Genomic DNA, 23,196 nt, shown 5'->3' on the forward strand with positions numbered 1-23,196 from the left:
GGCTACGTTTATTAATAAGTTAATTAACTATGAAGAATATCGTAATTACACATTTTCAGTCTCGTACTGATTTACTCGAAAAAGCAGAAAAAATGATAGCTGCTCATTGGCCAGCTTTTATGATGGGAACATCGATTAATGAAAGCTATTGGGATCGCTTATATGCACCTCCTTTTTCTTATTATCAATTTCTCGCAGTATTAAAAGAAAACGATCAAGAAGAAGTCGTTGGTGTAATAAACGCTGTCGCTTTACCTTGGGAACATAATAGTTTTGATGCTCTTCCTGATAATGGCTGGGATTGTGTATTTGAATTAGGTATGCAAGCTGATGAAAAACAGCTCCCATGCCAACTTATTTCAGCATTATCCGTAACCGTTGATAGCCGTTATCGTGGCCAAGGTATTCCTCAGCATTTAATTAATGCCTTAAAAGCCTACGCAAAAAAACAAGGCTATCTAGGTGTTGTGGTTCCCGTTCGACCCACATTAAAACACCGCTATCCACTGCACTCTTTTGAAGAATATTGCCAGTGGCAGAATAATAATAATGAACCTTTTGATCCTTGGATACGTACACATTGGCGATTAGGTGCAACGATTATCAAAATAGCCCCACAGTCTATGAAAATCGAAGCCACGAAAGAAACATGGGAGCAATGGACTTCGCTACAATTTCCAATGAGTGGTGATTATGCCATTCCTATGGGGCTTGCACCGGTTAGTATTGATACTCAACGCCAATCTGGTACTTATCTTGAACCCAATCTTTGGATGTTCCACGATATTAATTAGTCAGTCAGTCGTTGTGGATGAGTAAACACCGTTGCTCTTCCGCGACGGCAAAAACCCACCAGTGTAACATTATATTTATTAGCCACTTCAACAGCTAAAGAGGTTGCCGCAGAAACAGCGAATAAAATTTCTGCACCACACATAGCGGCTTTTTGCACCATTTCATAACTGGCACGACTAGAGACTAATACCGCACCTTCTTTCCATTTTTCTTGTGCTTTCATACCTAACAGCTTATCAAGTGCGACATGACGACCCACATCTTCACATCCCCCTTGCATTTCACCTTCTGGTGATAACCAAACAGCCGCATGAGTACAGCCGGTTAATTCACCGATTTCTTGAACAGTTGTCATCTGCTCTAAAGCTTTATCAAGGTTTGAAAGTGAAAACGTTTGTGTAAAAGGTAACGGCGTAATCGGTCGAAAAATCTCTTCCAGTTGTTCAGTTCCACAAATACCACAGCCAGTACGGCCAGTCATATTGCGGCGACGCTCTTTTAATCCCATAAAACGTCGGCTTGATAATTCAACTTGAACTTCAATGCCTCCGTTACAACTTTCCACAATTTCGATACTGCGAATTTCATTAGAAGACTCTATAATGCCTTCGGATAAAGAAAATCCGACAGCAAACAACTCTAAATTTTTAGGGCTAGCCATCATAACAACGTGAGAAATTCCGTTGTACACTAATGCAACAGGAACTTCGAGTGCAATATAATCGTCTTCTTGTCTGTTAAGCGATCCTTTGTGTTGCACAATTGTTTGATCTACGCCAACGATTACACGTTTAGTTAACAATTTTGTCGATTTTGTTTCATCCATAAGATGAATTCCTAAATTTATTAATACATAATAACAATACGGGTAAAACGATTTTACACTACCTATCAGGCAATGAACCTGATCCTATTAAGGATAATAGGAATAAAAAAACAATCAGCTCCATTTTCGTGAAGAAAATCAGAGTCAGTAAAAGCAATGTATGATGAGGAGAGACCCCATGCAGGTCAGCAGAAGGCAGTTCTTTAAGATCTGTGCTGGCGGTATGGCAGGTACTACAGCGGCGGCGCTTGGTTTTGCACCAGCAGTTGCGCTAGCAGGTTCACGTCAGTATAAATTACTGAGAGCCCGCGAAACCCGCAATACCTGTACGTACTGTTCTGTCGGTTGTGGACTATTAATGTATAGTCTGGGCGATGGCGCGAAAAACGCAAAAGAAACGATATTCCATATTGAAGGTGACTCAGACCATCCAGTAAACCGTGGTGCATTATGCCCTAAAGGTGCTGGTCTTGTGGATTTCATCCATAGTGAAGGTCGTTTAAAACACCCTGAATACCGTGCACCCGGCTCGGATAAATGGGTAAAACTCTCATGGGAAGAAACATTCGATCGTATTGCGCGCTTAATCAAAAAAGACCGCGATGCCAACTTCCAAAAATTCAATAAAGAAGGTGTAGAAGTCAACCGTTGGTTAACAACCGGTATGCTTTGCGCCTCAGCAGCAAGCAATGAAACTGGGTTTTTAACTCAGAAATTCTCAAGAGCTCTTGGGATGCTAGCTGTCGATAACCAAGCGCGTGTCTGACACGGACCAACGGTAGCAAGTCTTGCTCCAACATTTGGTCGCGGTGCGATGACCAACCACTGGGTTGATATGAAAAATGCCAACCTTATCGTCGTTATGGGCGGTAATGCGGCAGAAGCACACCCTGTGGGATTCCGCTGGGCGATGGAAGCTAAAATCCATAATAACGCCAAGCTCATTGTTATTGATCCTCGCTTCACCCGTACTGCGGCTGTTGCGGATTTCTATACGCCTATCCGTTCTGGTACTGATATTACGTTCTTATCGGGCGTTATCTTATATCTGCTCGAAAATAAGAAATATCAAAAAGAATACGTTGAGGCTTATACCAATGCTAGCTTGATTGTCCGTGAAGACTATCATTTTGATGATGGTTTATTCAGCGGATATGATGCAGAAAAACGTAAATACGATAAAACCACTTGGAACTACGAGATGGATGAAAATGGTTTCGCAAAACGCGATACCACATTACAACATCCTCGTTGTGTCTGGAATCTGTTAAAACAACACGTTAGCCGTTATACGCCTGATGTAGTTACTCAGATTTGTGGTACACCAAAAGACGATTTCTTAAAAGTCTGTGAATATATTGCTGAAACAGCGGCGAAAGATAAAACAGCTTCTTTCCTGTACGCATTAGGCTGGACTCAACATACCGTTGGTGCCCAAAACATTCGTACCATGGCAATGATCCAATTACTGTTAGGTAATATGGGTATGGCTGGTGGCGGTGTTAACGCACTACGTGGTCACTCCAATATTCAAGGCTTAACTGACCTCGGTCTATTATCTCAAAGCTTACCAGGCTATATGACTCTGCCTTCTGAAAAGCAGACTTCATTAGAAACCTACTTAGCTGCGAATACGCCAAAAGCGACAGTACCGGGACAAGTTAACTACTGGGGCAATTATCCTAAATTCTTCGTCAGTATGATGAAGACATTCTATGGCGATAATGCTCAACGTGATAATGATTGGGGCTTCTCACTGTTACCTAAGTGGGACAAACCTTACGACGTTCTACAATATTTCGACATGATGGATAAAGGTGAAGTCAACGGCTATATCTGCCAAGGCTTTAACCCAGTTGCATCGTTCCCGAATAAGAACAAAGTTGTTCGTTCATTATCAAAACTGAAATTCCTTATCACAATGGACCCGCTAAACACTGAAACTTCGTGTTTCTGGCAGAACCACGGTGAAGAGAACGACGTTAAAACAGCAGATATCCAGACAGAAGTCTTCCGTCTACCAACAACCTGTTTCGCAGAGGAAGACGGTTCTATCGTTAACTCTGGTCGCTGGTTACAGTGGCACTGGAAAGGTGGTGATGCCCCAGGTATTGCTATCCCTGATGCTGAGATTTTATCAGGTATTTTCCATCGTTTACGCCAACTCTATAAAGAAGAAGGCGGCGCGATGCCAGAGCAAGTGTTGAATATGACTTGGGATTACTTTGATCCTGATAATCCAACATCGGCAGAAGTGGCTCAAGAAAGTAATGGTAGAGCATTAGTAGATTTAAAAGATGCTGATGGCAATATCATTCTGAAAAAAGGTCAACTGCTTAGCTCGTTCGCTCAGTTACGTGATGATGGTACAACAGCAAGTGGCTGTTGGATCTTCGCTGGTAGCTGGACAGAGAAAGGTAACCAAATGGCCAACCGTGATAACTCAGATCCATCAGGATTGGGTAATACATTAGGTTGGGCATGGGCATGGCCTCTTAACCGTCGCATTATTTATAACCGCGCATCGGCAGACCCACAAGGTCAACCATGGGATCCTAAACGTAAATTAATCGAATGGGATGGCAGCAAATGGACAGGTATTGATGTACCTGACTATAGCAACGCTGCACCGGGTTCTGATGTTGGTCCATTTATTATGCAGCCGGAAGGTATGGGACGTCTGTTTGCTATCGATAAGATGGCAGAAGGCCCATTCCCTGAACACTATGAGCCAATTGAAACACCATTGGGTACTAACCCACTGCATCCAAATGTGGTTTCAAACCCAGCAGCGCGTATCTTTAAAGATGACTGGAAAGATATGGGTAAAGCAGAAGATTTCCCATATGTCGGTACGACTTATCGTCTGACAGAACATTTCCACTTCTGGACTAAACACGCGCGCTTAAATGCGATTATTCAGCCTCAACAATTTATTGAAATTGGTGAGCGTTTAGCCGCAGAAAAAGGCATTGTTCAAGGCGATACCGTTAAAGTCAGCTCAAAACGTGGTTATATCAAAGCGAAAGCGGTGGTCACTAAACGTATTAGAACCCTTGATGTTGATGGGCGCAAAGTGGATACCATTGGTATTCCTATTCACTGGGGCTTTGAAGGTGTTGCAGTGAAAGGCTTTATTGCGAATACATTAACGCCATTCGTTGGTGATGCGAATACACAAACGCCTGAGTTTAAAGCGTTCCTTGTTAATGTGGAAAAGGTGTAAGGAGATAAATTATGTCACTGCAATCCCAAGACATTATTCGTCGCTCTGCTACCAATTCCCTTACTCCCGCGCCTCAGGTGCGGGATTACAAGGAAGAAGTGGCAAAACTTATCGACGTAACAACCTGTATCGGCTGTAAAGCCTGTCAGGTTGCTTGTTCCGAATGGAACGATATTCGCGATAAAATTGGTACTAACGTCGGTGTTTACGATAACCCAACTGACCTAACCGCGAAATCATGGACAGTGATGCGTTTCTCTGAAATTGAAGAGAACGGCAAACTGGAGTGGTTAATTCGTAAAGATGGTTGTATGCACTGTGCTGATCCAGGCTGTTTAAAAGCCTGTCCAGCAGAAGGTGCAATCATTCAATACGCTAATGGTATTGTTGATTTCCAATCAGAACATTGTATTGGTTGTGGTTATTGTATTGCAGGTTGTCCTTTCGATGTGCCTCGCATTAATGAAGAAGATAACCGTGCTTACAAATGTACGTTATGTGTTGACCGTGTCGAAGTCGGTCAAGAGCCTGCATGTGTGAAAACTTGCCCAACCGGCGCGATTCATTTTGGTTCGAAAGAAGCCATGATCAATCTTGCTAATGAGCGTGTTTCTGAACTGCAAACTCGTGGTTACGACAACGCTGGTCTTTACGATCCACAAGGTGTGGGTGGTACACACGTGATGTATGTTCTCCATCATGCTGACAAACCAAATCTGTACCACGGTTTACCAGAAAACCCAGAAATTAGCTCTACCGTTAAATTCTGGAAAGGTATTTGGAAACCATTGGCTGCCGTTGGTTTTGCCGCAACCTTCGCGGGTGCAATTTTCCACTATTTAGGTGTCGGTCCAAACCGTACAACTGAAGAAGATGAAGAAGAAGCGCTCAAAGAGATGGAAGCATCTTCTAAAACACAGACCTCTGTGAATAAGGAGGAGCAGAAATGATGAAGAAGAAAGGCGATAAAATTCTTCGCCACACCGCTTCTGAGCGTATTAACCATTGGTTAGTAGTGATTGTATTTCTGTTTACTGCTATCAGCGGATTGGGTTTCTTCTTCCCATCTCTGAACTGGTTCATGAATATTTTAGGTACACCAGAACTGTCGCGTTTGTTACACCCATTCGTGGGTAGCGTGATGGCGTTCCTCTTTCTCTTTATGTTCTTCAGATATCTGAAGCACAACTTTATTGATAAAGATGACTTAGTCTGGGCTAAAAACATTCATAAAGTACTGCAAAATGAAGAAGCTGGCGATATTGGCCACTACAACTTAGGTCAGAAAGGCATTTACTGGACATTAAGTATCAGCCTGATCTTACTAACAGTCAGTGGTGTTATTATTTGGCGTCCTTATTTCGCAGAGTATTTCTCGATCCCAGTGATCCGAATTGCCTTATTAGTTCACTCATTATCAGCAATCTTACTGATAATCACCGTATTTGTTCACGCTTATGCGGCATTCTGGGTGAAAGGTTCAATTCGTAGCATGATTGAAGGCTGGGTAACTCGTGGTTGGGCTAAAAAGCACCACCCTCGTTGGTATCGTGAAATTCTCGAAGAAGAGAAAAAAGAAGCCGAAAAACAGTCAGAGAAATAATGCCCTAAAGCGTATTTCTGAACAAACGGAGGCTTGTAAGCCTCCGTTTTTTATTCAATTTACGTCTGATTTTAAGGCGTAAAAAACAATAAAATCACGCTATTATTACCCACTGTCATGGCTTCGTATCTGTATTTGATTTATTCTGAAGCCAAACCCTGTGGGTATTCACTATAAAATTTATGATAATAGGAAGATAGAACGTTATGAGTATTCGCATCGTTCCTAAAGAGCAATTAGGTAAAGAGCAATCAGAAAAAGGGATCAGTTTTATTCCACCCGTATTATTCCCTAATCTGAAAAACCTTTATCAACGTCGTGCTGAACGTTTTCAAACACTAGCAAAAGATAATCCTTTCGCAGACTACCTTGAATTTGCAGCAGAAATTGTCAAGGCTCAAGAAAAAGCACTTCATGACAATCCGCTTGTCATTGATCTTGCCCCACTCCTTGCACAACAAGTTGGCGTAGCGCCTTTAGATAGAAAAACATTTAAACGCAGTAAACATTGGCATGCTTTATTAGCCTCGATTATTGCTGAATTACGTCCAGTTGTGCCTGAAAGTGCCACTATCACTTTAGAAAACCTCTCTAAAGCTTCTGAAACTGAATTAGAAGAGATGGCAACAGCATTACTCAATGATGAATATTCAAAAGTCTCAGCAGATAAATCTGTCTTTATTTGGGCAGCACTGTCTCTTTACTGGGCACAATTAGCAGCAAATATTCCAGGCAAAGCTAAAACAGAATACGGTGAAAATCGTCAATTCTGCCCAGTTTGTAACAGTATGCCAGTGGCAAGCATGGTACAAATCGGCACAACACAAGGTTTACGCTATTTACACTGTAATTTATGTGAAACACAGTGGCATGTCGTACGCATTAAGTGCACTAACTGTGAATTAACCGGCAAATTAAATTACTGGTCTTTAGATAGTGAAAATGCCCCTGTGAAAGCAGAAAGCTGTGGTGATTGTGGAAGCTATCTGAAAATTTTATATCAAGAAAAAGATGCCAATGTGGATGCTGTCGCTGATGATTTAGCGTCTATTGTTCTTGATGCAAAAATGGAAGAAGAAGGCTTTGCTCGTAGTAGCATTAATCCATTCCTGTTCCCAAATGAATAATAATTAGGTATTAGCATGACAAATGATACGCGCTCACTTTATAGCCAACTGCCATCTATTGATAAGTTACTGCACCAAGCAGACATTCAAGCCCTTGTAACTTCTTATGGTCAGACATTTATTGCAGAGCATTTACGAAAGTTACAAGAAGAAGCGCGTATCATTATTCGCCAAGAAAACGAGTTACCACAATGGCACAACCATTGGGCTGATGAATTAAAAAATCGCATTACATTACAACGAAAATCTTCGATTAAACCTGTTTTCAATTTAACAGGTACCGTTTTACACACCAATCTAGGGCGTGCATTAATGGCAGAATCCGCCATCGAAGCCGTTAGCCAAGTTATGCGTTCACCAGCAACCTTAGAGTATTCTCTTGATGGTGCTTCAAGAGGACACCGTGATCGCGCTATCGCTGACTTGTTATGTGAATTAACAGGAGCAGAAGATGCCTGTATCGTAAATAACAACGCAGCGGCTGTTTTACTGATGCTTGCAACAGTGGCTCCAAATAAAGAGGTTGTTGTTTCTCGAGGTGAATTAGTTGAGATAGGTGGTGCTTTTCGTATCCCTGATGTAATGACACAAGCAGGATGTACACTCAAAGAAGTCGGTACAACAAACCGAACCCATCTTAAAGATTATCGTAACGCCATTAATGAAAATACAGGTTTGCTAATGAAAGTTCATACTAGCAACTATTGTATTCAAGGCTTTACAGCTGAAGTACATGGTGATGAACTTGCTGCGCTTGGTAAAGAGATGAACTTACCAACCGCTATCGATTTAGGCAGTGGCTCAATGACTAATTTAGCTGCCTTAGGTTTACCTTCAGAGCCAATGCCACAAGATTATCTGCAACAAGGCATCGACCTTGTCACCTTCTCTGGTGATAAACTATTAGGTGGTCCACAAGCAGGAATAATCCTTGGTAAAAAAGTGTGGATTGAGGCTATTCAGCGCCATCCTTTAAAGCGTGCATTACGTGTTGATAAAATGACATTAGCTGCTTTAGGCGCCACATTATGCCTTTATCAGCAACCTGAAAAAATGGCTGTTGAGATCCCGACATTACGTTTGTTAACTCGGACACAAACAGAAATTAATGATATGGCGCAACGGTTATTGCCTCATTTTCAGGCATATTATGGGGATAACTACCATATCACGATATCCTCATGTGCTTCTCAAATAGGCAGTGGTTCGTTACCTATTGAAAGTTTACCGAGCGTAGCACTTACCTTTGAAGCCAAAGATGGAAAAGGTAGCCAGTTAGATGCGCTAGCTGCGCATTGGCGTAATTTAGAAAAGCCGATTATTGGTCGAATTACTGATGGTCGCCTGTGGCTTGATCTGCGCTGTCTTGAGGATGAAAATGCATTAATACAGGCACTTTTACTATGATTTTTGCGACAGCTGGTCACGTAGACCACGGAAAAACCACTCTTATACAGGCCATTACTGGAGTAGACACTACCCATTTACCTGAAGAGAAAAAACGAGGCATGACCATTGATTTAGGTTATGCCTATTGGCGTCAAGATGATGGAACCTCAATTGGTTTTGTGGATGTTCCCGGCCATGAAAAATTCCTTTCAAATATGCTCGCGGGTGTCGGTGGGATCTCTCATGCACTATTAATTGTGGCTTGTGACGATGGCGTTATGGCACAAACCATCGAACATATTTCTATTTTACGTCTTGCTGGCTGTCCTCAAGTTACCATTATTCTCACCAAAGCAGATCGCGTTACACCTGAGCGAATTGAAGAAGTTCGTTCACAAACAATTGATGTATTAGCCAATTTAGGCTGGCAACAACCTGATATTTTTGTCACCTCAGCCCCTTCTGGTGAAGGTATTCCAGCGCTTCGTGACTACCTTGTTGAGTTGCATCAGCAAGAGCAACAACACCCTCAATGGCATAAGCGTTTTCGTTTAGCAATAGACCGTGTTTTTAGCATTAAAGGGGCAGGATTAGTTGTCACAGGTACCGCACTTGCGGGACAAATCTCTGTTGGTGATACCTTTTGGCTAACTGGTGCAGATAAACCCGTAAGAATAAGAGCTTTACATGCACAAAATCAGCCCGTAGAGAGAGCGGGTGCAGGTCATCGTATTGCAATTAATATCACAGGAGATGTCAGTAAAGAAAACGTCTCTCGTGGTGACTGGTTGCTTTCTCAAGTACCTAACTATCAATCTCATAAAATATTAGTCAGTTTAATTGGAGATGAACCTTTAAAGCATTGGCAGCCTGTACATATTCACCATGGTACACGCCATATTACAGGTCGTGTTGCTCTTTTAAATGATGCTAATGAAACATCACAGTTAGCTGAGCTTATTCTTGATGACCCCCTTTGGCTGGTGGATAACGACAGACTTATCTTGCGCGATATCAGTGCTCAACGCACTTTAGCTGCTGCGAAAGTCTTACATTTGCACTCGCCACGTAGAGGTAAACGACAAGCTGAGTTCTTAACTTGGTTACACCAACTTGATAGCGCAAACAGCGTTAGTGCCAATTTAGCGTTATGTTTACCAAAAGGTGAACTTTCTCTAAATCAGTTTGCTTGGGCTCAGCAATTAACTGAAAGTGCGCTAACTCAATTATTAGAAACCTTTGATTTAGTCAATGTTGCAGGCGTTATTCTTTCTAAAGAAAATGCTGATAATGCAAAACAGAAATTACTCGATACCCTTGCGGAATATCATCAACAACATAATGATCAAATGGGTGTGGGTCGTTCTCGTTTAAAACGGATGTCACTACCGACTTATCATGATGAATTGGTCTATCACTTAATAGATCAATTACGTAAAGAAGGTGCTATTAGTCAAAGTCGTGGTTGGCTTCATCTCCCAACTCATGGTCTTGCTTTTTCCCCAGAACAAGATGCGTTATGGCAAAATGCCAAAGTCTACTTTGAGCAATCTGAACCTTGGTGGGTACGTGATCTAGCCAATGAAATGAAAAATGATGAGAAGGTGATCCGCTCATTATTACGTAAAGCAGCGCAATTAGGTTTAATTATTCCGATTATTGCCGATCGCTACTATACACACCAAACAATAGAAAAATTTGCATCTATCATTGTGAAATATAATGAAAGCAATGGCAGTGTTACCGCAGCGGATTTCCGTGATGAATTATCCGTTGGGCGTAAATTAGCAGTGCAAATTTTAGAGTATTTTGATCGCACGGGTTTTACTCGTCGCAAAAAAGATCTTCATATTTTACGAGACAAAGGGTTATTCTAAATACAGATGTTAATTTAGGCTAAATAAAGTTATTTAGCCTATTTAATGTTATCTCCTACAATACTTGTAAAATACCCCTTTATTCTTTATCGCTATACTCGGAAGAGATATGAAAAAAATATTAGGAAGTGCTTATCTTGCACTTATTCTTATAGCATCACTCTTTATTGTTTTTGAGAAAGTAACGTTTATTTATACTGCACTTCTTTCTGTAGGTGCTTATTTTATTCTTTTTTCTCTTTGCTTTATTTTATCTGCTCGTGTCTTATTTTCGGCTATTACCACCGGTACACTCTTCCTGATAACTAAGTTTATTAATCAGCTCAAAGTCCATTATTACAAAGAAACATTAATGTTCTCTGACTTTGATCTGGCTTTTGATAGCTCGAATTTAGGGACATTAGGCCATTATTGGGAAGCCGGTGTTGCATTGATTGCGATGCTAATATGGCTTCTTATCAATATGTCCATCGCTTGGCGTTTTTCCCAAAAATCACGCCCAGCCTTACGTATAAGTAGTCTACTCTTAATAGTCATTGGGTTTACCACTATCCATTTCACCGTAGAAAAATGGCAGGCTGAATGGGAAGGCACACTTCCGGGTGGACGAGGTACTGTCACTAATTTAATTATGTCTGGCTACCAAACGGCTTATCACCCTCCTTATTTCAAGGAAGATGCAGATTACTTTCTTGAACAAGCGAACAAAACCGTGTTACCAGAAACACAGACAGACATAAAACCTGACATTATTGTTTTATTACAGGAATCGACAGTTAACCCTCATATTTATCAATTTAATACAGATGTTGCACTGCCTGATTTATTTATGTTCCAAAAAGATGAAGGTGTGAGTGCACAAAGCCCTTTACGTGTACAAACCTTTGGTGGTGGTACTTGGCTTTCTGAATTTTCTGTATTAACAGGGCTAAATACGGATGATTTTGGTGCGCGTAAAAACTCTGTATTCTATTTTGTTGTCGATAATCTTAATGAAAGTTTATTCCGCCAACTAAAAGCTGAAGGCTATTACACCGTTTTACTCACCCCGTTTAATCGTAGTGCCTACCATGCAGGTTACGCTTATGAAAAAATGGGAATTGATGAAATCATTCAACCTCAAGAGCTTGGCTACCCGGGAACATTAGAGGAAAACCTCTGGAAGATATCGACAGTAGATATGCTGGGTTACGTTGAAGAAGTACTGAAGAAACGCACAGATAAACCCTTATTCATATTCTCATTAACCATGTACGAACATGGCCCTTATGACGAATCACACAGAGATATGTACCAAATTGCAGGTCATACAGAAAGTAGTAATGCACCGGGTAAATTTAGCCACTATATGGAAAAAATAATTACCAGTGATCCGGCAATTAAAGATTTCTCTAATTTTGTCGCCCAAAGAGAAAAACCGACAATGTTTCTCTATTTTGGTGATCATCAACCAAATATTGAGCTAAATAATTACCAGTCACCATTTACTAACCCCACACATATCACTCAATTCACATTGAGAGATAACCTAACGCAAGGTGCATCACTTTCAACGGGTGAGTTAACGGATATTAGCTTTTTAGGTGGCATGATACTGGAGCGTGCTCGTTTGCCATTATCTCCTTTCTACAAAGCAAACATTCAAATGCGCCATTTATGTGAAGGTAAATTAAACGATTGTGAAGACGAGAAATTAGTTAACAGTTATAAAAATTATATCTATGACAAACTGAAAGTTGCAGGTAGTACAGATAATTAATTTTTATTACCTGAATAAAAGATGATCGGGATAATAAATTCAAAAAAATAATTAATATCAAAAAGAAAGAGGCTAAATATTTAGCCTCTTTTTTATTTCAAGAAATAAACTTGCAATTATTTGCGTGTCGCAACAATCACACTTGATGCTTTCACTAGCGCTAAAACATCACTGCCTTTTGCCAGTTTCATCTCTTGTAAGCTTTCATTTGTAATAACAGCTGTCAGTTCTAGACCTTTAGCTGTTTCTAAATGAACGGTAGAGTTCACCGCACCTTGTGCGATTTGAGTTACTTTACCTAAAAATTGGTTACGTGCAGAAAAATTTAAACCGCAATCAGGTAGTGCTAAAACAACCCACGGCGCTTTAATAATGGCAATTGCTTCGCCATCTTTTTTGATCTTTAAACTGTCACAGCTCTCTTTAGTAATAATTGTGGCAAGTTTTTCACCATGAGCTAAAGATAAAATCACTTCGCTATTAACGGCACCGTCAATAATATCAACAACTTTACCAACTAGCTGATTACGTGCTGAAACTTTCATTTATTCACCTCTATTCTATTATTGATGAGAAATCATATTAATAACACTATCAAATTACTGAGATAACTTTAGCATAAACATCATCAAATAAATTATTTTCAGATCATGGTTTAAAGTTTATTTATTATTTAAAAACATAGCGTTATAAAAAATATGGAGATAACGAATTATTATTAACTTATTAGAATCGAATAAGTATAAATAATTTAGAAAGTTATTTTTTTAGCACTATCAATATAAAAAAATAGATAACTTAATGCCTTTCTGTATTAAAAGGAATTTAAGCTATCCATCATTAAAATTAACTAAATATACTTATTGCCCGTTTTGAGCAAAAGCCGCTAATAAATGTAAAGCTGAAGAATAATAGTCCGTATCTTTACTTAAATCGACATCTTCAATAGGTGTTTTCATCGTTAAATCTCTCACCGCCATCATGCCGGGAGTAAGGTTATATTCAGCGCGCTCTTGAGCATCAATACTTACCCAAGCTGGGGTTTTATAACGATCAAATTGCTGCCAATACTGCACAAAAGGTTGTAGCGCTAATTCGTCATGTGCCCAAGCTAAATAAAGTGGAATGCGTATTGCATCAAAGCTAAATCGTGCAGGCCATTTTTCACTCGGTTCTATCTTTCCATCTGGATATAAACTTACCCAGTCAGTGGGTAATTGATATTCACCAAATCGCATGTTTCTAAGTAAAGACTGGCTATCATTAATTAACGCTTTCCAACGAACATCTTGGCTTGTGCGATAAAAATCTTTCCATGCAGGGAAAATAAAATAGGATGGGTTAATAATAATTTCTTCTGGCGTTTTAAACCCATTAATACCGGGTAAAAGTACGGTATAATTTTTTGTCTTAACTAAAGTATGTTCCAAAATAGCGTGTTGAATAGAATCAGAAGCTGAAAGGTAACTTTCATCATTCCATTTTTCGCCAGCTTTTAATAATGCCCACGCAATTAAGATATCACCATCTGTCGCATTATTAGGATCAGGGGTATGTTCACTATTTTCAGGCTCATAACGCCATTTAAATAAGCCTAAATCGCCACGATAAAGAGAAGCTGCTGTCCAGCGCCATAACTTATTAAATGTTTCATGATCATCACTCATCACAGCCATTAACATGCCATAGCCTTGACCTTCAGAGTGTGAAATATTTTTGTTAGCGCTGTCTATAACTCGCCCATCATCCTTAATGTAGCGCTCTTTAAACTGTTGCCATCCTAATTGAGTATCTGCTGCCTGTATTGAGGGTGAAACCATAAGCAACAAACCTAAAATAAAAAAGGTGGAAAATAGAAAATTACAACGAGATAAGTGCCTAAAAGACATTGCCTTTCTCTCCTGCTATTGCCGACCGCCATCTTAGTTCGGTCGGCATATTGCATATTATTTCAAGATAAACTCAAAAGATAGCAACTATCTTTTGTGCTTCACTTACTTCATCTTCTTCTATGACTTCTGTTTTGGGTAACAATGTTTTTTCACAAAAGTCCTGCATCCAAGAAGCAAATTCTTCTTTTAACACAGAATTATGTAGGCCATATTCAACAAAGGCTTTCATATATCCTAGCTTATTACCACAGTCATGTGATTTACCCACTAAGGTATATGCTTCAGCGACTTCTTTTTTCAATAATAAATCAATCGCATCCGTTAATTGAATTTCACCACCTACGCCAGCTGGTAGACCATCTAATAATTCCCAGATAGCTTCAGAAAAAACGTAACGGCCAACAACAGAAAGATTAGAAGGCGCATCTTCAGGATTTGGTTTTTCTACGATACGACGAATAGGAGCCCAATTACCTTGAGGACAGAAAACCCCTTCACAATCTACAACACCATATTGTTGCACTTGGCTCATTGGCACAGGTTCAACCATTATTTGGCTACGTTCTGTTTTTTCAAAACGTTTTATCATTGCTGATAAATTATCATGTTGAGGATCACAATAGTGTGCATTTAATAAAACATCTGGCAGTAAAACAATAAATGGATTATTGCCAATAACTGGACGTGCACAGCAAATTGCATGGCCTAAACCTAAAGCATGACCTTGACGAATTTGAACAATTTTGACATTGTCAGGACAAATTGAGCGCACTTCTTCTAATAATTTATTTTTAATACGCTGTTCCAGCATATTTTCTAATTCAAAGCTGGTATCAAAGTGATCCGCAATTGAATTTTTAGAAGAGTGAGTCACTAAAATAATTTCCTCAACACCTGCCTGAGCGCACTCTTCAACAATATATTGAATTAAAGGGCGATCAACGATTGGCAGCATTTCTTTAGGAATTGATTTCGTTGCAGGTAACATACGAGTACCTAATCCAGCAACAGGGATAACCGCTTTCATCATAATAAAATCCTCTAATAGATATTTATCTAAAACTAATATTTAGTGTTATTTTAAAGTTACTCTTATATTTCATTAGGAATGCTAGATATATTTTAAAGACAGTCACCTCCCTCTTCGTTAAAAAGAGATAACGTTATTTTATATATCTTTATTTAAAAATTTTTCTATTTAAAATCCAGAATAAAATCCATATTTGTTACCACCCTTTTCTTTTATAGAATAAAGTGTTTCATCTGCAGATTTTAATAATTCAGATAATGTTTTTCCGTCTTTAGGATATTCAGCAATACCTAAACTAATTGAAGGGGTTAACATAAAATCCGAATTAATATCGATAGGCTTTTCCATTGATTTCCAAAGTGATTCTATTATTTCTAACAAAATCACAGAACAAGAACGTAATCCTTTAGGGAAAAGCACAGCAAATTCATCGCCACCAAGCCGGCCACAATAGACTTCACTATTTTCTAATTGTGACAATCGTTTTGATATTTCACACAATACTTTATCGCCAGCATGATGCCCGAATTGATCATTAATAGATTTGAATTTATCGCAATCTATAATACCCAGACAAAATGAAGATGGCTGTGAAATATTTAAGCGTTCATTTTCGATTTTTTCAACAATACTTAATCGATTAGATATTCCAGTTAATGAGTCAATATAGCTTTTATTAAATAACTCATTTCTTAGCTCTACCTTATCAGTAATATCCAAGCTAATAAATACATAATGAGAAATTAAATTACTTTCATCAAAAACAGGAATAATACTAATATCTTCCCATACATCTTGTTGTGTATCGTTATTTCTTTTGGCTTCTAATCGATATACTCCCTTATTATCATTATTACCATTTACACAACAATTAATTTGATTCTCATCAACTAAGTTAAATAAGCTGTATTTTTTACCTTTTATATTTTCAAAGTGAACATTATTAAATTCGCAATATTTTTCATTTGCATAAATAATGATGCCATTAATATCTGTTACTAACATCATGAAAACATTATTAGTAAATTGCTTTATTAATAAGCATTTAGAATTATCATCATTAAATATCATTTCATTCATTTTTGACCTCCTATGCTCATCAATAAAGCATATATATTATTATTCGGCTGATGAGTTATGCGCATAGCGGAAAATAAAGACATCTTTTGCATCAGTAGGTTGACGATGCACTTGCATTTTGTCATTACCACCTTGATTCGTTAACCAGCCTTCATATAACCCTTCTAAAACACCGGCACTTGCAACACGCCACTGAGCATCATCTTGGCTTTGCGTAAAATGAGGCCATGCACAATGAACCAATAAAAGTTCACTCATTGCCGGGGATATCGTGACAAACCCCCATTTAAAAAGTGTTAATACGCGATTAATATGTGATTCAAGTAATTGAATATTTTCGCTTTCAGGTAAAGGATAACGTAAGGCAATATCTTTACCTATATTCCTTAATTTATTTCCAGCAGTAGAAATATCATTGTCATTTAAGATTTGAAAAAATAATAATTGAGTTAGATCTTGCCAGCCACTTTCAAAAGGTAATTGTAAGATATCACTGTCATGCTTATTCATTATTTGTCTCCTTAATTATTTAGACAGGAAGTCTGGGGTATATTTTAAGTGTAACCACATATTATCTTCAGCATAATCACCCGATGTATCATGCGATAAGCTGACACCTAACTCGGTTTCTTTGTTTAAATAATATTTCGCGTCTAAACCTAATCTATAAGTAAAATTCGTTTCGTCTTCTTCTTCGTACTGAGATTTAATACGAGGATCGCTCGCATTCTTTTTATTTAATGCGTTTTGCATATAACCATGTGTTGGGAAATAATCGCTGCCTTTCTGTTTGTAACTTTGTATCCCTATTGCACCATTTAGTGAGACTTCACCTTTTTCAAAACGGCGGGTATAAGCAACAGGCAATGTAACAGACACATAATCTTGTGGGCTAAAGTAGCCACCATGTCCTAGAGAGAAGTAGTTTTGGTTATTTCTAAAGTTCATATAATCAACATGCACACCGGCTTTTACTTCTTGTTGATCATCTTTATAGAACTTAGCATAAGAGCCAATCCACGCTTTCACTTCATCATTACTCGCAACACTTTTACCTTCGTAGTTATAGAAACCACCACCAGCATAAGCCCCAATTTTTCCATCATCCCAAGCATATTGAACTTTAGCGCCGTTACGAGTTACACGCCCCCAACTTTCGCCAGTCATTGGATCAGTACGCCCCATATAAGAAAGTAGACTATCTTTTATGGCTCTGCGCTCTGCGGTCAGTGTTAGTTGCCCATTTTGGCTAATTTGAGGTGAATATGTGAGGCCACCGACAACCGTTGCCGTATCTTTACCTAATGGCGTTGAGCCCACATCAAAGCTGACATCCTTGTCTGATAAGCGCAGTCCTAATTCAACACCAGAAGCACGTTGGCTACCGGCTTCATCGGCATTAATTTTGTTTTTCTCATCATGGTTATCGCTATTCTTAGCAAAGCGTTCAGCATGTTGAAGCTGACCAGTACCAAAGCGGTTAGCTCTTTCTCCAGAAACCGAACCACTGGTCATCGAAACTGGGTTAACACTAAATTCCCAACGGAATTCTTCACCAGGTACACTTGAAATACTCATTGGTGCCGAAATTTCAGTGACGTTAGATAATCCTTTATCACCATTGCGATGACGAACAGCAACACCACCTTGTACCCAAGGTGAAACTTTCTCTTCTAATTCACGAATAGAGCGTTGAACCGATGCCATCTCTTTACGTTCATAAATAGACCCCGCAATCGTGGCATTATCACTGTCACCTAATGCTTTTAATTGGCCTGCTGAAGTTTTCAATGAGCTATCACTATTTTGCCATTGCGCACTACGCAGTAACGTTAATGCTTTGCGATTCTCACCATTTAGTTGCGCAATTTGTGCAGCTTGTAATAAATAAGCTGGCTGTGAAGAAGATGGGAGTTGTTGCAACAACTGCTGTGCTTTTCTTCCATCTTTCTGTGCTAATGCCACTTCAATTTGAGCTTGGATTAATTTGCTATCTTTTCCTTGCTCTTTTTCTAAGTAAGAAAGAATTTTGTTTGATTGTTCAGGCATGGATTGCGCTAAATAAACACGACTTAATGCCATTAATAAATCGGGATCATTAGGTGATGCTTTTAAAGCAACGACTAACGTGTCGTAAGCCGCTTTAATTTCGCCTTTTTCACGTAAACTATCGGCTTGCGCAACTTTAGTCGCAGCTTCTAAACGTTTTTTCTCAACAATCGGTGTTTCTTGTTGTAAAGCAGGATCATTAATCAAGCTAGACGCCTGTGTATAATGACCTAACTCATTGAGAACGTTGATGTGACCTGCGTAGTTACCTACCGAGCCTTTAGTGCCTTTTGCAATATCACTTTCAACTAATTGTAACGCTTCATCGTTTAATCCACTGTTAACTAATTTCTCTGCTAATTCACCCACATCATTTGGATAATCAGCAACTTGATTAATTAATGGACGTAAAATATTACGCATGGCCACAAGGTTTCCAGCCTGACGATAATGGTCAGCTTGCGCAAGTTGGCGATGGAAACGAGCTCGTTGTAATAACTCTTTTTCAGCTTCAGTTTGTTGATTATGGCTACTTAGTAAGTTAAAAACTTTATCCCACTCTTTTTGCTCAACATAAAATAGAGATGCCACATAATCAGAATCTCTTGTTCTGCGGTTTTGTAGTTGTGAAATAATATTTTTTGCACCAACACTATCGCCATCCGCCACCATTAGGCGTGCTAAATCAAGGTAAACCCAGTTATTTTGCGGGTTTTTACGCTGTGCTTGTAAAAGTAATTGTCTTGCTTGAACACGATCACCACTTTCTAATGCTTTTTGCGCTTCACGGCGTAATTTCTCAGAAGGATCGGTATTCGCAGTCAATTTTTGACGCAAAGAAGCAGATTGTTGAGCCAGTAATTGTTCTGCTTTCGTATTCTGTCCTTCCTGAACTAATAAATAGTAATAAGCAGAAATCACTTTTTCATTACGGCTATTTTGCTGATAAATCCCTGACAACAATTGGTGGGCAGCAGGTAAATTACCTTGCTTTCGCAATAAGTCAGCTTGTAATAAATTGGCAGATAACCCTTTTTCACCTGAAGCACTGGTTAATGGGGCTAATTGTTCAATAGCTTGTTGAATATTTCCTTGTTTAGCGCGTTGTTGTGCGCTGCGTAATTGCGCATAAAAACCCGCATCTTCCGCTTGTTGCTTCCATTTACTGCCTTGTTCGCCACCCGATTGCGCAGCTTGATTTAATAAACGCTGACCGGTGGTTAAATCACCTGAACGTAATGCGATATAACCTAAACCTGCTAAGGCTTGCGCATCATTGTTATCTGACGCCAAAGCTTGTTTGAAATAACCTTCGGCTTCTTTCAATTTGCCTTTGTTTAATGCGGTATAACCTGCTTGGCGTGCATTACCTTGAATAGCACCTTGGAAATGCTCTGCAACCGCTTTATCGTTCGGGTTTGCTTGCAAATAAGTTTTATATAACACTTCATCATCAGGACGAACATTCAACCATAACAGTGCTTGACGCAGACCTTTTTTGGCCGACTCATCACCCGAGATATTCCCTAAAATAGTTATCCCTTCACGACGAGTCTCTTCGTTATAAGTCAATGTTAATCCTAATGCTTTTTGCGTTTCTTTATTATCAGGCATCAATGCAGCACGTTGCTTTAATCCTGTAATGGCTTGAGGCAACATTGTGGGTACACCTGCCATCGTTTGATAATATTCTAACGCCAGTGTTTCAGGCGGCTCACTGCTTACAAATAAACGTTGGTACGCTTTTATCGCTTCTGCGTGTTGCCCCTTTTTCGCTAACTCTCTGGCATATCCTAATTGTTGTTCACTAAATTGTGATGAACGGATGTTTTTTAATCCTTCAATTCGTGGATCTTGCGGTGCAATTTGCGCAAGTTTTTCTCGCCAATAAGTTGCTTGTTTTTCATTACCTTGTTGTGCAGTAAAGAATGCCATTAAATACAGCGCATCCTGATTATTGCTTTCCATAATCAAAACTTTTTGTAATGCTTCTACTGCACGTTCATCGTGAGCTCTACCATGCCAATAATTAGCTTGTTCAATAAGAGAACTGACAATACTTGGATCAGTTGCTGTTGTATTTGCCTCAACTGCGGTTGCTTGTACTTGGCTTGAAGCCCCTAGAATGCAACCTGCATAGATGACTTGAACGATGATATTAAGTGCGTGATTTTTCATCTCATATCCCCCCTTATTTGTCTGAACGATGCTGTGATATCTGATGTAAACGACGAGTTGAACGACGTTGTAACCAGTAATAAGTCACGAAGCCCGTCAACGCACAAAAACCAACCGCTAAAAGACCCAGCAAATAGACGTGTCTAGAGCTATACCAAAGGAATTGTTGTAAGAAAGGTAAGTCACCTTGCGAGAAGTGTTCACCTAAATGGAAGCTTTTTACAGTATCTTTACCACTAATAAGAGTGATATCGCCTTTAATCGCCGCATTTATTTGAGCTAAATTTAAATCATTGATAATGGTTTTTATCGAATCATTACCTTTAGCAGTAACTAACACGACAACCCTATCGCTTGCCCAAGGTGAGATAAAACTCATCATGCCACGCCAATCTTTCACCGAAGATAAGTAACTTGCAGCATCACTACTTTGAGATAAATAATCACCAGCCATCCAACCTTTTGCTTTATCAATCAATGATTGTGGTTTGACTTCGACGTTTTTATTTAAAAATGAGAACGTTTGTTGTGAAAAACGTGCTGGTAAAAAACCGTCACTACTTAATGAGCCAATCGCTAGCACATCGTGTTGAGAGAGATTATTTTTCTCAAGCTCTTTAGCACCTAAGAAAACTGATGCATGAGAAACTGGTGTACCTGTGGCATAACCTGATCTCGCCATTAAGTTCACTAAGGTATAAAGCTCTTCAATTGTTGGATTTTCAGGTAATAGCAGTGTGGTTTGTGAAAAATCCGCACGACGACTAAATGGGAATGACGCCCCTGAAAAATAAGCCAAGTTTGGCATTCTTGAATAGTGCCAAGTATTTTTAAATTGCAGCGTTGATTGCGGATCAATTTGGCTAATCAAACCACTGCCATCCGCTAAAATACAAGGAGCATCCTCAGGTTCACGTAAGTCAAAATAAAACTGCAATTGATTCTGACTGTAGATCTGACGAGGATTTAAATAGAGTGTGCTATTTTGCTGTTCACTCTCCATTCCCAGCCATTGTCTTAACATACCTAAAGGTTCTGAACGCGCCGGATACAATGCACCTAAGAATTGGTTATTCAAAGAAACAATTAATGAAGAGCGACGACTATTTAGTTTATCCGAATGAGGGAAAACATATTTCAAATCTAAAGGTAACGCATCACCATCCCACCAAAAGAGATCGGGTGAGACACGAAACGAAAACTGGTTCGGAGCATGGTTAATACCTTGACGCGAAAAATCATCACTACTATTGGAAATTTGACTTAACGAAACAGGTTTATTGGTATTTAACCAACGAGGTGCATCATAATCTTTACGCATAGCAAGCGTTTGAGACGGCACCACTAAGTGATCATTTTGTGGCAATTTACCGTTGTTTAACGCCCATACTGCTTGGCGAAGAGATTTCTCATTATCACCACTGATCAGTAATAATTTGAAAACAGGATCGACCGGATTATCAACAATGGTTAATTGCCCACTATTTCCTGAAGGTAGTGTAATACCCGCAATAGTCTGTCCTGAATAGCCCACTAAAATACCATCACTTTCAGGTAGCTGATTCATTAAAACAGGTAAATCAACTTGCTTAATATCATGGCTGAGACTACCAAACCATGATGCAGCAATAGCTGCTGTTGTTACTTCTGCATGGTCAGGTTTATCCGACAATATGATGGGTAACGAGGTCGCTGTCATTCTGTCAGGATCAAAGAACGGTAGGGGCAATCGCTCCAGACTATACCCGCCATTAATCCAGCGACCTCGATAATCTAATGATGAATCTGGTGAAATAACCAGACTTAATCCTTCTGCCAATGGAGGAATACATTGGTTTTCATCCAATGCATCACGATTGGCTAAACGAAAACTGAGGTTATTTACATTCGTCAACATCATTTCAGGGATTTCTAAAACATATTCATGCTCTTGCCCACCTTCTTCTAAAGGCAGAAATCCCATAGGTTGACCATTTAGCATTAAGTGAAGTGTTTGATCAGATTGAATTAATCCTTGAGACGCTTTCACTTTCATCGTTAATGTGGCGTTATCAATAAATAAATCATTCGCCATATTAAAAGTTACACCAGAAAGTAATTTTCTTCCTGATAATACGATAGGTGATGGATTTCCCATCTGTGCCAATGTTAATTGCTCTTCGATATTACGCGCTTCAGACAATACACCCTTTTCAAGTTGGAGCGGGTTATTCGTATTTTGTTGCACTGGCGAATGTGTATAAGAAGTTGGGTCAGGTAAAAACTCCCCTCCTAGCTCTAACATTCCGGTATCTGCTTGAGAAAGATTAATACTTGCGATCGCCATCGCCGTTAGGCTTAGCATTAATGTCAGTTTCTTTTTCAT

16 protein-coding genes are annotated in these 23,196 nt (G+C 39.3%); 8 read left to right on the top strand and 8 right to left on the bottom strand.

Annotated elements, in window-relative coordinates; genetic code table 11:
- Positions 1 to 29 precede the first annotated feature (29 nt).
- The gene (locus tag DK857_RS10855) at positions 30 to 794 is read left to right on the top strand and encodes a GNAT family N-acetyltransferase (protein ID WP_109402183.1); all 765 of its coding nucleotides are present in this window, start codon (positions 30 to 32) and stop codon (positions 792 to 794) included.
- Here DK857_RS10855 and fdhD read toward each other — a convergent pair.
- The gene (gene fdhD, locus DK857_RS10860) at positions 791 to 1,621 is read right to left on the bottom strand and encodes a formate dehydrogenase accessory sulfurtransferase FdhD (protein WP_109394471.1); all 831 of its coding nucleotides are present in this window, start codon (positions 1,619 to 1,621) and stop codon (positions 791 to 793) included. The genes DK857_RS10855 and fdhD overlap by 4 nt on opposite strands.
- Before the next feature lie 178 nt (positions 1,622 to 1,799).
- Between fdhD and fdnG the strand changes: the two genes are divergently transcribed.
- The 7 genes from fdnG to DK857_RS10900 all read left to right on the top strand — a co-directional run bounded on the left by fdnG (position 1,800) and on the right by DK857_RS10900 (position 12,602).
- Positions 1,800 to 4,847, top strand: a complete 3,048-nt coding sequence (fdnG, locus tag DK857_RS10870; RefSeq protein ID WP_157957605.1) for a formate dehydrogenase-N subunit alpha — start codon at positions 1,800 to 1,802, stop codon at positions 4,845 to 4,847.
- Between the two features lie 11 nt (positions 4,848 to 4,858).
- Complete coding sequence (gene fdxH, locus DK857_RS10875; RefSeq protein WP_109402184.1) at positions 4,859 to 5,797, top strand: formate dehydrogenase subunit beta; 939 nt, start codon at positions 4,859 to 4,861, stop codon at positions 5,795 to 5,797.
- On the top strand, positions 5,794 to 6,450 hold the full coding sequence (gene fdoI / locus DK857_RS10880) for a formate dehydrogenase cytochrome b556 subunit (protein WP_075673730.1): 657 nt from the start codon (positions 5,794 to 5,796) through the stop codon (positions 6,448 to 6,450). The genes fdxH and fdoI overlap by 4 nt, the downstream gene beginning before the upstream one ends.
- Positions 6,451 to 6,656: 206 nt before the next feature.
- Positions 6,657 to 7,577: a formate dehydrogenase accessory protein FdhE gene (fdhE, locus tag DK857_RS10885; protein WP_075673731.1), complete on the top strand. Its 921-nt coding sequence runs from the start codon at positions 6,657 to 6,659 to the stop codon at positions 7,575 to 7,577.
- A 15-nt stretch (positions 7,578 to 7,592) separates the two neighbouring features.
- Positions 7,593 to 8,984 carry an L-seryl-tRNA(Sec) selenium transferase gene (gene selA / locus DK857_RS10890; protein ID WP_109394475.1) on the top strand — a complete coding sequence of 464 codons (1,392 nt, stop codon included), beginning with the start codon at positions 7,593 to 7,595 and terminating at the stop codon, positions 8,982 to 8,984.
- On the top strand, positions 8,981 to 10,843 hold the full coding sequence (selB, locus tag DK857_RS10895) for a selenocysteine-specific translation elongation factor (RefSeq protein WP_109402185.1): 1,863 nt from the start codon (positions 8,981 to 8,983) through the stop codon (positions 10,841 to 10,843). Before selA ends, selB begins: the two co-directional genes overlap by 4 nt.
- 109 nt (positions 10,844 to 10,952) lie before the next feature.
- The gene (locus DK857_RS10900) at positions 10,953 to 12,602 is read left to right on the top strand and encodes an LTA synthase family protein (protein ID WP_109402186.1); all 1,650 of its coding nucleotides are present in this window, start codon (positions 10,953 to 10,955) and stop codon (positions 12,600 to 12,602) included.
- A gap of 116 nt (positions 12,603 to 12,718) precedes the next feature.
- Here the strand turns inward: DK857_RS10900 and DK857_RS10905 are convergent, their stop codons facing one another.
- From DK857_RS10905 to bcsB, 7 genes are all read right to left on the bottom strand, one after another.
- Entirely contained in the window at positions 12,719 to 13,147 is a 429-nt protein-coding gene (locus DK857_RS10905; protein WP_109394481.1) for a TOBE domain-containing protein, read from the bottom strand.
- Between the two features lie 315 nt (positions 13,148 to 13,462).
- The gene (locus DK857_RS10910) at positions 13,463 to 14,491 is read right to left on the bottom strand and encodes a glycosyl hydrolase family 8 (protein ID WP_109394482.1); all 1,029 of its coding nucleotides are present in this window, start codon (positions 14,489 to 14,491) and stop codon (positions 13,463 to 13,465) included.
- A 73-nt stretch (positions 14,492 to 14,564) separates the two neighbouring features.
- On the bottom strand, positions 14,565 to 15,524 hold the full coding sequence (gene galU / locus DK857_RS10915; RefSeq protein WP_227003157.1) for a UTP--glucose-1-phosphate uridylyltransferase GalU: 960 nt from the start codon (positions 15,522 to 15,524) through the stop codon (positions 14,565 to 14,567).
- A 168-nt stretch (positions 15,525 to 15,692) separates the two neighbouring features.
- The gene (locus DK857_RS10920) at positions 15,693 to 16,604 is read right to left on the bottom strand and encodes a sensor domain-containing diguanylate cyclase (RefSeq protein ID WP_109394484.1); all 912 of its coding nucleotides are present in this window, start codon (positions 16,602 to 16,604) and stop codon (positions 15,693 to 15,695) included.
- A 39-nt stretch (positions 16,605 to 16,643) separates the two neighbouring features.
- On the bottom strand, positions 16,644 to 17,114 hold the full coding sequence (gene bcsD / locus DK857_RS10925; RefSeq protein ID WP_109394486.1) for a cellulose biosynthesis protein BcsD: 471 nt from the start codon (positions 17,112 to 17,114) through the stop codon (positions 16,644 to 16,646).
- A 15-nt stretch (positions 17,115 to 17,129) separates the two neighbouring features.
- On the bottom strand, positions 17,130 to 20,831 hold the full coding sequence (locus DK857_RS10930; RefSeq protein WP_109402187.1) for a cellulose biosynthesis protein BcsC: 3,702 nt from the start codon (positions 20,829 to 20,831) through the stop codon (positions 17,130 to 17,132).
- A gap of 13 nt (positions 20,832 to 20,844) precedes the next feature.
- A complete protein-coding gene (gene bcsB / locus DK857_RS10935) occupies positions 20,845 to 23,196 on the bottom strand; it encodes a cellulose biosynthesis cyclic di-GMP-binding regulatory protein BcsB (protein WP_109402188.1) in 2,352 nt (783 codons plus the stop codon).

Source organism: Proteus terrae, assembly GCF_003144325.1.
Taxonomy (GTDB): domain Bacteria; phylum Pseudomonadota; class Gammaproteobacteria; order Enterobacterales; family Enterobacteriaceae; genus Proteus; species Proteus terrae.

Bases quoted from the DNA above. Each gene is read 5' to 3' on its own strand.
- DK857_RS10855 (WP_109402183.1), top strand. From the start codon at position 30: ATGAAGAATATCGTAATTACACATTTTCAGTCTCGTACTGATTTACTC.
- fdhD (WP_109394471.1), bottom strand. From the start codon at position 1,621: ATGGATGAAACAAAATCGACAAAATTGTTAACTAAACGTGTAATCGTT.
- fdxH (WP_109402184.1), top strand. From the start codon at position 4,859: ATGTCACTGCAATCCCAAGACATTATTCGTCGCTCTGCTACCAATTCC.
- fdoI (WP_075673730.1), top strand. From the start codon at position 5,794: ATGATGAAGAAGAAAGGCGATAAAATTCTTCGCCACACCGCTTCTGAG.
- fdhE (WP_075673731.1), top strand. From the start codon at position 6,657: ATGAGTATTCGCATCGTTCCTAAAGAGCAATTAGGTAAAGAGCAATCA.
- selA (WP_109394475.1), top strand. From the start codon at position 7,593: ATGACAAATGATACGCGCTCACTTTATAGCCAACTGCCATCTATTGAT.
- selB (WP_109402185.1), top strand. From the start codon at position 8,981: ATGATTTTTGCGACAGCTGGTCACGTAGACCACGGAAAAACCACTCTT.
- DK857_RS10900 (WP_109402186.1), top strand. From the start codon at position 10,953: ATGAAAAAAATATTAGGAAGTGCTTATCTTGCACTTATTCTTATAGCA.
- DK857_RS10905 (WP_109394481.1), bottom strand. From the start codon at position 13,147: ATGAAAGTTTCAGCACGTAATCAGCTAGTTGGTAAAGTTGTTGATATT.
- DK857_RS10910 (WP_109394482.1), bottom strand. From the start codon at position 14,491: ATGTCTTTTAGGCACTTATCTCGTTGTAATTTTCTATTTTCCACCTTT.
- galU (WP_227003157.1), bottom strand. From the start codon at position 15,524: ATGATGAAAGCGGTTATCCCTGTTGCTGGATTAGGTACTCGTATGTTA.
- DK857_RS10920 (WP_109394484.1), bottom strand. From the start codon at position 16,604: ATGAATGAAATGATATTTAATGATGATAATTCTAAATGCTTATTAATA.
- bcsD (WP_109394486.1), bottom strand. From the start codon at position 17,114: ATGAATAAGCATGACAGTGATATCTTACAATTACCTTTTGAAAGTGGC.
- DK857_RS10930 (WP_109402187.1), bottom strand. From the start codon at position 20,831: ATGAAAAATCACGCACTTAATATCATCGTTCAAGTCATCTATGCAGGT.
- bcsB (WP_109402188.1), bottom strand. From the start codon at position 23,196: ATGAAAAAGAAACTGACATTAATGCTAAGCCTAACGGCGATGGCGATC.